General features: G+C 68.6%; 3 protein-coding genes. 1 reads left to right on the plus strand and 2 read right to left on the minus strand.

Features of this window, described 5'->3' with window-relative positions:
• Positions 1–53: 53 nt before the first annotated feature.
• A complete protein-coding gene (locus ACFWPJ_RS30735) occupies positions 54–854 on the minus strand; it encodes a TetR/AcrR family transcriptional regulator (RefSeq protein ID WP_378856703.1) in 801 nt (266 codons plus the stop codon).
• A gap of 111 nt (positions 855–965) precedes the next feature.
• On the opposite strand from ACFWPJ_RS30735, the gene ACFWPJ_RS30740 reads away from it, so the two are divergent.
• Positions 966–1,634: a hypothetical protein gene (locus tag ACFWPJ_RS30740; protein WP_378856705.1), complete on the plus strand. Its 669-nt coding sequence runs from the start codon at positions 966–968 to the stop codon at positions 1,632–1,634.
• Between the two features lie 2 nt (positions 1,635–1,636).
• Here ACFWPJ_RS30740 and ACFWPJ_RS30745 read toward each other — a convergent pair.
• A partial coding sequence (locus tag ACFWPJ_RS30745; RefSeq protein ID WP_378856707.1) for a DUF2252 family protein occupies positions 1,637–2,300 on the minus strand: 664 nt, incomplete at its 5' end.

The raw sequence follows: 2,300 nt of genomic DNA on the forward strand, positions 1-2,300 counted from the left end.
GGTCTACCGAGGCAAAGAACTTACTCATCGGTAACCAGTGTAGGCGGGGGTGTTCACCGGCTGATCGCGGCGTCGACGCCGTCGAGGATCAGGTCGAGGCCGAAGCGGAAATCGGCGTCCGCCGACTCCTGGTCCGGGGGGACATCCGCGAAGGCCTGGTCGGCGAAGAGCTGCTCGATCTCGGGGAAACGGCCGGGGTCGAGCTGGGCCGCGACCTCCTGCTGGTAGACCTGCAGCGCCGTCGCCTCGTCGAACTGCTCGACCAGGCGGCGTTCGGCCAGGCTCCGGCCGGTGACGAACGCCTGGCGGACGTAACCACCGACGACGGTGATCACGCCGATCTTGGCGCCCCAGTCCAGGCCGGTGCTGCGCAGGGCGGCCAGCCCGGCGTCCATCCAGGCGAGGGCGTTGAAGCCACGGGGTGGGCCGGAGATGGGGATCTGGGCGACCCAGGGATGACGGGTGTACACCGCCAATTGCGCGTCGGCCCAGGCGTGCAGGGCTCGACGCCAGTCGGGGTCGGTCTCCGGTGGCAGTCCGAAGGCGGTGTCGGCCATGCGGTCGGTGAGGCCGTCCCGGGAGCGGATGTGCCGGTACAGCGACATCGGCGTGACACCCAGTGCGGCAGCGACTTTCGACAGGGTCGCACCGGCCATGCCGTCGCGGTCGGCGAGGGCGATCGCGGTGGCGACGATGCGGTCGGCGTCGAGTTCGGGCGGGCGGCCGAGGCGGGGGCGGCCGTGTTCACGCTCGTCGCGTTCGGCCCACGTGCCGCGCCGGGACACCGCGGGGAAGTCGGGATCCCACAGTGGTGAGAACTCCGATGCCGCGGGCCGCGAACGTTTCGGTCTCACCGTCTCCTCTTTCGATCGGGGGGTTCCGCCAACTTAACATACGTCTTATAGTTTAAGTCATATACTAAGGCCGGGCCGAGGGTGATACCTCGGGGACGAGGGCGAATCACCATGAACACCAGCACTGTTCAGCGCATCACGGGCGCCGCCGCCATCGCGGGTGCGACCTGCACGTTGATCGAACTTCCGCTGTATTTCGTCTACGCGGGGCCGCCGCCGGATGCCAATGTGCTCACCCGATCGCTGTTCGGGCTCGTCGGCATCACGCTGTTCGTGGTGTTCATGAGCGGCGTCGCCTACGTGGTGAAACGGCGCGATCCGGAACGGGAATGGTTCGGCTCGGTGGCCGCGACCGCCGGCATGGCCTGGCTCACCGTCGTCGCAGTGTCCATGGGGTTGGAGGTCGGCGCCGTGATCGCCGCGCCGGAGCCGATCGACCCGACGATCACCGTCACCGGCACCTACATCCTCTACGGGACCGTGTCGCGATTGCTCGAAGGATTGTTCCTGGTGGCCTTCGCCGTCGCGGCCGCGCGGCTGCTCCCCCGCTGGTGCATCGTGGCCAGCTGGCTGCTCGCCGGGGTGAACTTCGCGTTCGTGCCGTCACTGTTCTTCGGCAATACCCCCGCGAATTTCTATGCGGCCAACGGCTGGGGCACCACGGCGACCGTGGGCGGGCTGACCATGCTGTGGTTGTTCGCGATCGGCACCGCGCTGGTGCGGACCGCCGAGCAGCGCGAGCCGGTTCCGGGACCGGACCGCCTGGCGCCGCAGCGGTGAACTCAGTAGGCGTGCGCGGCCGCGGTGATCCGGCCCGAGTCGATCCCGGCGAGCAGGGAGAGCCGGTCGGTGAGGGTCTGGTCGCCGTAGGCCAGGCCGAATTCGCCCATCGCACGGTCGAATCCGTCGCTCTTGCCGAGGTAGGCGGCGATGGCGACGCGGTCGCCGGAGCGGGCGTGCGCGCGGGCCAGCACGGAACCGCACAACTCCGAATACCTGGCCAGCTCGCCGTGGGTCATGTTGTCGATCGCCGCGGAACCCTTCATGTCGCGCAGCTGACGCAGGTAGAAGAACCGACCGGCGGGGCCGGTCGCCCAGCCGAGGAAGATGTCGCTGGCCGACTGCATGAGCCGCTGGCCGACCACTACCCGATGCCCCTGGTGGTGATATTTGCTCGGCTTCAGGTGCGGCGCGAGCACCGACGTCTCGGCCTCCTTCAACTGCAGGAACAGCGGGCTGCCCGATTCCTTGTCCATCATCAGCGCGATGAAACACCGCGTGCCGACGCTGCCGACACCGACCACCTTCAGCGCCTGATCCACGCGCCGATACCGGTCGAGCAGCACGCGGCGCTCGTCCGGCAGGCTGCGGCGGAAGTCGGCGAAGACGTCCTTGACGGTCTTCTCGTCGGGCAGTTCGATCGGCACCAGCAGCGGCGGCTGGGTC

Origin of the sequence: Nocardia sp. NPDC058497 (assembly GCF_042720195.1) — a bacterium.
Lineage (GTDB): Bacteria > Actinomycetota > Actinomycetes > Mycobacteriales > Mycobacteriaceae > Nocardia.

Bases quoted from the DNA above. Each gene is read 5' to 3' on its own strand.
- ACFWPJ_RS30740 (WP_378856705.1), top strand. From the start codon at position 966: ATGAACACCAGCACTGTTCAGCGCATCACGGGCGCCGCCGCCATCGCG.